This is a genomic window from Streptococcus cristatus (assembly GCF_963529205.1).
GTDB lineage: Bacteria > Bacillota > Bacilli > Lactobacillales > Streptococcaceae > Streptococcus > Streptococcus cristatus_O.
In genome coordinates, this window is sequence record NZ_CAURYF010000056.1 from 1 (window position 1) to 5,557 (window position 5,557).

At 43.6% G+C, this 5,557-nt stretch carries 8 protein-coding genes; all 8 read right to left on the reverse strand.

What is annotated here, in order from left to right:
• The coding region (locus RWS39_RS09025; protein ID WP_314482744.1) for a polysaccharide biosynthesis tyrosine autokinase at positions 1–455 on the reverse strand (455 nt) is incomplete at its 3' end.
• 8 nt (positions 456–463) lie between these two features.
• The gene (locus RWS39_RS09030; RefSeq protein WP_314482751.1) at positions 464–1,159 is read right to left on the reverse strand and encodes a CspC family polysaccharide chain length determinant protein; all 696 of its coding nucleotides are present in this window, start codon (positions 1,157–1,159) and stop codon (positions 464–466) included.
• A gap of 28 nt (positions 1,160–1,187) precedes the next feature.
• Positions 1,188–1,919 carry a capsular polysaccharide biosynthesis protein Cps4B gene (gene cps4B, locus RWS39_RS09035; protein ID WP_062003909.1) on the reverse strand — a complete coding sequence of 244 codons (732 nt, stop codon included), beginning with the start codon at positions 1,917–1,919 and terminating at the stop codon, positions 1,188–1,190.
• Positions 1,920–1,922: 3 nt separating this feature from the next.
• Positions 1,923–3,374, reverse strand: coding sequence for an LCP family glycopolymer transferase CpsA (gene cpsA, locus RWS39_RS09040; protein ID WP_062003907.1), 1,452 nt, complete (start codon positions 3,372–3,374; stop codon positions 1,923–1,925).
• A gap of 330 nt (positions 3,375–3,704) precedes the next feature.
• Entirely contained in the window at positions 3,705–4,304 is a 600-nt protein-coding gene (gene nrdG, locus RWS39_RS09045; RefSeq protein ID WP_015605938.1) for an anaerobic ribonucleoside-triphosphate reductase activating protein, read from the reverse strand.
• Positions 4,270–4,815 carry a GNAT family N-acetyltransferase gene (locus tag RWS39_RS09050; RefSeq protein WP_045500233.1) on the reverse strand — a complete coding sequence of 182 codons (546 nt, stop codon included), beginning with the start codon at positions 4,813–4,815 and terminating at the stop codon, positions 4,270–4,272. The genes nrdG and RWS39_RS09050 overlap by 35 nt, the downstream gene beginning before the upstream one ends.
• A gap of 9 nt (positions 4,816–4,824) precedes the next feature.
• Entirely contained in the window at positions 4,825–5,331 is a 507-nt protein-coding gene (locus RWS39_RS09055) for a GNAT family N-acetyltransferase (RefSeq protein WP_062003905.1), read from the reverse strand.
• Positions 5,332–5,340: 9 nt separating this feature from the next.
• Positions 5,341–5,557: GNAT family N-acetyltransferase (locus RWS39_RS09060; protein WP_314482756.1), on the reverse strand; the 217-nt coding region annotated here is incomplete at its 5' end.

Sequence of the window (5,557 nt, forward strand, 5' to 3'; positions counted from 1 at the left end):
ACAATAATATAGTCGTAATGACGGCGCAAGACGCTCATCATAGTGGTAAATCGTTCACTCTGGAGAAGAGCCGTTGGATTAGGTGACGCTTGTCCTGAGGTGATGACGAAGAGATTTTCCTCATCCGTTTCACACAGTCCTTGAGATAGGTCTGTATTTCTCGCAAGATACTCTGTCAAGCCAGAAACCTTTTCACCGCTCTTAAAGACCCCACCTAGCATTTTTGAATTTCGGATATCTGCGTCAATCAAAAGTGTCTTATTACCCGCCTTAGCAAAGGTCAGGGCAAGGTTGGTTGAAGTTGTCGTTTTCCCTTCACCTGGGAAAGTAGAACTAACAGCAATCACCTTGATATCTTCACCGCTAAGTTGGATATTGGTCCGAAGAGCATTGTAATACTCCTCTACCCGTGAAATAGAAAGTTTTTTCTTTTTTGCTAACTCTAGAATTGGCATTGTATCTCCTAACCTACCTTACTCATATCTGGGATGACACCAAGCAGGGTCATTCCTAGGGTTTCTTCGATATCTTCTGGCTTCTTGACACGGTCATCAAGAATCTCAACAATCACTACTACAATGACCATCAAGACACCACCCGCAAGCACTCCAATGATAGTATTGCGACGGATGTTTGGAGAAGACGGTGTTTTCGGTGTTTCCGCTTCTTCCAGCGTTGTAACATCAGAGACCTTGGTAACAGCGATGATTTTCTCAGCAGCAACTTCACGCAAGGTATTGGCGATACGGCTAGCTTCTGCTGGATCCGCATGCGTCACTGTGATAGACACAATCCGAGTATCTGTCGGTACAGTCACCGTCACCTTAGATGCCAAGTCAGATGGTGAACCTGACAATTTCAATTCTGAAATGACGGATGCCAAAACATCTTGTGACAAGATGATTTCCTTGTAGTCCTTTACCAAATAAGAACCAGCTTGCAAGTCTTGGTTGGTCAAGGTAGGATTTTCGCCCTGCTGACGATTGACAACGTAGATACGCGTTGTGCTCTTATAAGCAGGCTTGGCAATAAAAACGCTATAACCCAGGGCTAAAATACCTGTCAATAAGGCAGTTAAGATAATTAAAAATTTCTGTTTCCAAATTGTCTTCAACAGAGACAACACATCGATTTCGATCATTTGATTTTCTTGATTCATGTATTTACTTTCTCCAGAGTTTGATTGATTAAATAAACTCGTTACTTAATAAGATTTCTTGGTTTGTCTTAAAGAGTTCTTCCGCACGCTCAGCGCCATATTTTTTCGCGACAATCTGATAGGCCTTTTGCATATAAGGCGGTCTGTCATCGAGATTGTGCATATCGCTGGCAACGAAATGAACTAAGTCCCGTTCTAGAAAGAACTGAACACGCTTTTTCATAAATTTGTAACGATCACCAAAAAGCTTTGGTTTCAAAACATTTGAACTATTGACCTGCATATAGCAGCCCATATTGATCAATTCGCTGACCCTGTCTTCGTCATTTTCCAGACAGTGATAGCGCTCAATATGTGCCACTACCGGAATCATACCGAGGCGAATGACATTGCCCAAGGCTGAGTGAATATCCTTGTAGGGTGTATTCATACTAAACTCGATCAAGACATACTTAGTGCCACCTAGACCGGGAAATGTCCCCTCTTCTAGCTTTTTCAAAATATCACTAGTATAGTAAATCTCCGCTCCATATAGCACGGTCAAATCGTCAGCAACTTGCTTGGCCAACTCCTGCACTTGCTTAAAGTTTGCTGCAATTTTTTCTTCAGGCGTTTCAAACATGCCCTTTCGGCGATGAGAAGTAGAAATAATGGTGCGAACGCCCTGACGATAGCTTTCTTCGAGCAGACGTCGGCTATCCTCTAGTGTCTTAGGACCGTCATCCACATCAAAAATGATATGCGAGTGAATATCAATCATGCTTTACTTCCCTTCCATTACTTCCTGAATCGCTGCTTTGGCAGCTGCCAAACTATTTTGATCAATTTCCATCATGTAGAGATTGGCTTCTGGCATCGCGTGGGAAGGCAGACCTGTATTTCCAGTTCCAGTCAAGGCCTGAGAAGTCACATTATAACTTCCGCCTGACTCCAGCTGAGTATTGATCAGATTCATCATTGTTTCCAAGCTCATATCGGTCTGGACAGAATCCTGCAATCCTGAAAGAATGGCGTTGTAATTCTTCAATGCATCTGTTGAAGTCAGCTTTTTAATGACTGCTGCAATGACTTTTTCTTGGTTCTTACCACGATCATTATCTCCGCCATTTAGAGAATAACGTTCACGGACGAAAGTCAACGCTTGTTCAGAATTTAATGAAATATTACCAATAGGATAATGAGTATTTCCTACAGTAAACTCTTGGTCGTTCTCAATATCAATCCCACCCAGCAAGTCAATCAACTTGAGGAAGGAAGTGAAATTTAGCCGGACATAATAATTCAAATCAATACCGTAGAGGTTTTCCAAGGTGTGAACTGAAGCATCTACGCCGTAAATACCCGCATGAGTCAGCTTATCCGGCTGATTAAGGCCACCGTCCGCAATTGGAACATAGGCATCTCGTGGTGTGGTTGTCAGCAAGACTTTCTTGGTCTTACGATTGACTGTCATGATAATGTTGACATCCGAGCGTGACACAGAAGAAATCGGGCCATAAGTGTCAATACCACTGACATAGATATTGAAGACCTCTGCATTTGGATCTTGCTTGCCAATAGCTGTATCAATCTTCTTGCTTATCTTATAAGTATAGATTTTTTTAATTTTTGAAGCATAGTCAGGATCTTCGCCACGAATCGTATCTTCAAAGACACTATTCAAGACCATAGCCTTGACTTCACCAGAAGTTAACGATTTATAGGCAGCGAGATAAGAAGATGCTGTATCCACTGTTAGCTCATGCCCTTGTGTCTGACTGATATTTTTCATCAGCGCTTGGACATTGTCTTGGTCATTGCCTGATGGTGCTAAGACATTTGTCAACTGCTTGAGGTTCTTAACATCACTATCTGCCGGCACCACGATACTCATTTCATACTCAGAGTAGTTAGAAGTGGAATTAACGCCAGCCGACAAGTCGACTAAACCCTTTACAGCATACATAGACACTGACCCCACAAGCAGGGCTACTATTAGAATAGCACTGGTGGTCTTTCCTGCCTTACCCTTGAAAATCAGGAATCCTAATAGGACTGCCACTGCTAGGATGAGGACTGTCACTAAGATATTCACATAGCGAAAAGCTAGAAAATGATAGCGGAAAATTGTGAAAATCAAGAAGGCTGCTAACAAAGTATAAACACCCAAGAGGGTGCTATTCACTATTTTTAATCGATCGTTTTTCTTTTTAGACTTTTTTGCTCTCTGATACATTCACCTTACTACTTTCTGTGCGAAATTACTCTAGTCTATTATAGCATAAAAACATGGCTTTTTAAGAAATTCTTAAGAATATTACATAATTGTAAAAAAATCCTATTCTTTTGTCAACGACTTCAACTTTGAAATCGAATTCAAGCCAAAACACAGAAAAATAAAGCGATACCAAGGCATTGGCACCGCCTTTTCTGATAAGGAAAATAGAGCTTGGCTCATGAACTCTGAGAGCCACTTTCATCATAAGTAAGCATCTTTAAAAATTGTAGACAACGTTGAACAAAATGTCCTATTTTTATACTGAAAGTTTTGCTCCAATCTAGACGATTATAACAAGCCATCTCGATCCACTTGCTCATAGGCCTGCAAACCATCATTGAGCTTGTCCCAGATGACTACCTGGCCAGACTGAAGGGACTTCTGCACATCAATGATGCGCTGATTGGAAGAACCACGAAATTGTAGCATGAGATTTTTCTTCGTGATATCAAAACGGCCGTCCACCAAGATGTCAATCAGACTCAGCAGCTCCAGCTTGTCCTCCGTTTCCAACATCATCTCTTCCCAAGTGTAGCCCGTCCAAGACCAGATATCCTTGTCCGGCAGCTCTCTCCGAATCCGCTTGACCAAGGGCAGGAGGATGCCTGTATTGAGAAAAGGCTCACCGCCTAGGAGGGTCAGCCCCTGCACATAGGGCTCCGCCAAGTCTTTCATAATCTGCTCCTCCAACTCTTGGGTATAAGGAATGCCAGCGTTGAAGGACCAAGTTGCTGCATTATAGCAGCCCTCACAGTGAAACATACAGCCACTGACATAGAGGGAATTGCGGACGCCTTCGCCATCCACAAAGTTAAAGGCCTTATAGTCAATGATGCGTCCCTTGCTCAGCTCCTCACTTTTCCATTCTTGAGGTTTGGGATTGTTCATCGTCATCCTCCAAATCTATCCAGTAGCGCTGACTTCTGTCGATTGTATTTTCGTAAACACCGCCAGCAGAGAGAATGGTGCGTCGGCTGGCTTCGTTGTCTTCATCGCAGGTAATCAGCACTCGTTCCAATCCTTGCTTGCGAGCCTCTGCTAGCCCGAGCTCTAGCTGCAACTTAGCCAATCCCTTTCTGCGTTGACTAGGCCGGATAGAATAGCCAATATGCCCACCCTCCACAAATAATTTGTCATTCAAGGACAAGCGCAGGGCTAAAAAGCCCAGAGGCAAGCCTGTCTCATCAAAGGATAAAAATTTGATGGCAGGAACCCAGCCTACTGGTAGGTTGGCAGCATCCTCCTGCTGCTCTACAATTCGCAACCAATCCTCATAATCCTTTGCTTGCTTCCAAGCAGAGCCCATGCCACCGTGCATATAGGATTTTGCAGCATCGAACTCAGCAATCATCTCTAAAATTGCGTCTTTATCTTCCAAAGTTGGTCGTCTTAGATCCATGTTCCCTCCTTAATTGACATCAATCCAGTAGCGCTGACTTCTGTCGATTGTATTTTCGTAAACACCGCCAGCAGAGAGAATGGTGCGTCGGCTGGCTTCGTTGTCTTCATCGCAGGTAATCAGCACTCGTTCCAATCCTTGCTTGCGAGCCTCTGCTAGCCCGAGCTCTAGCTGCAACTTAGCCAATCCCTTTCTGCGTTGACTAGGCCGGATAGAATAGCCAATATGCCCGCCCTCCACAAATAATTTGTCATTCAAAGACAAGCGCAGAGCTAAAAAACCCAGAGGCAAGCCAGTCTCATCAAAGGATAAAAATTGGATGGCGGGAACCCAACCTGCTGGCAGATTCTCAGCATCCTCCTGCTGCTCTACAATTCGCAACCAATCCTCATAATCCTTTGCTCGCTTCCAAGTTGAGCCCATGCCACCGTGCATATAGGATTTTGCTGCATCGAACTCCGCAATCATCTCTAAAATCGCATCTTTATCTTCCAAAGTTGGTCGTCGTAACTTCATAAACTATCCTCAATCTAAATCAATCCAATAACGCTCTTTACCAGCTCGAATATCCTCTAAAGCTCCGCCATTAGCCAAAATCACTGCTCGACTGGCAGCATTGTCACTATCGCAAGTCACTAAAGCACGTTTGATATTTTTACTTTTGGCTACTTGCAAGCCTTGTCGCAACTGCTCTTTTGCCAATCCTTTCCCACGCGCAGAGGGACGGATACTATAACCGATA

Coding starts and splice junctions, on each gene's coding strand:
- RWS39_RS09030 (WP_314482751.1), bottom strand. CDS start 1,159: ATGAATCAAGAAAATCAAATGATCGAAATCGATGTGTTGTCTCTGTTG.
- cps4B (WP_062003909.1), bottom strand. CDS start 1,919: ATGATTGATATTCACTCGCATATCATTTTTGATGTGGATGACGGTCCT.
- cpsA (WP_062003907.1), bottom strand. CDS start 3,374: ATGTATCAGAGAGCAAAAAAGTCTAAAAAGAAAAACGATCGATTAAAA.
- nrdG (WP_015605938.1), bottom strand. CDS start 4,304: ATGAACAATCCCAAACCTCAAGAATGGAAAAGTGAGGAGCTGAGCAAG.
- RWS39_RS09050 (WP_045500233.1), bottom strand. CDS start 4,815: ATGGATCTAAGACGACCAACTTTGGAAGATAAAGACGCAATTTTAGAG.
- RWS39_RS09055 (WP_062003905.1), bottom strand. CDS start 5,331: ATGAAGTTACGACGACCAACTTTGGAAGATAAAGATGCGATTTTAGAG.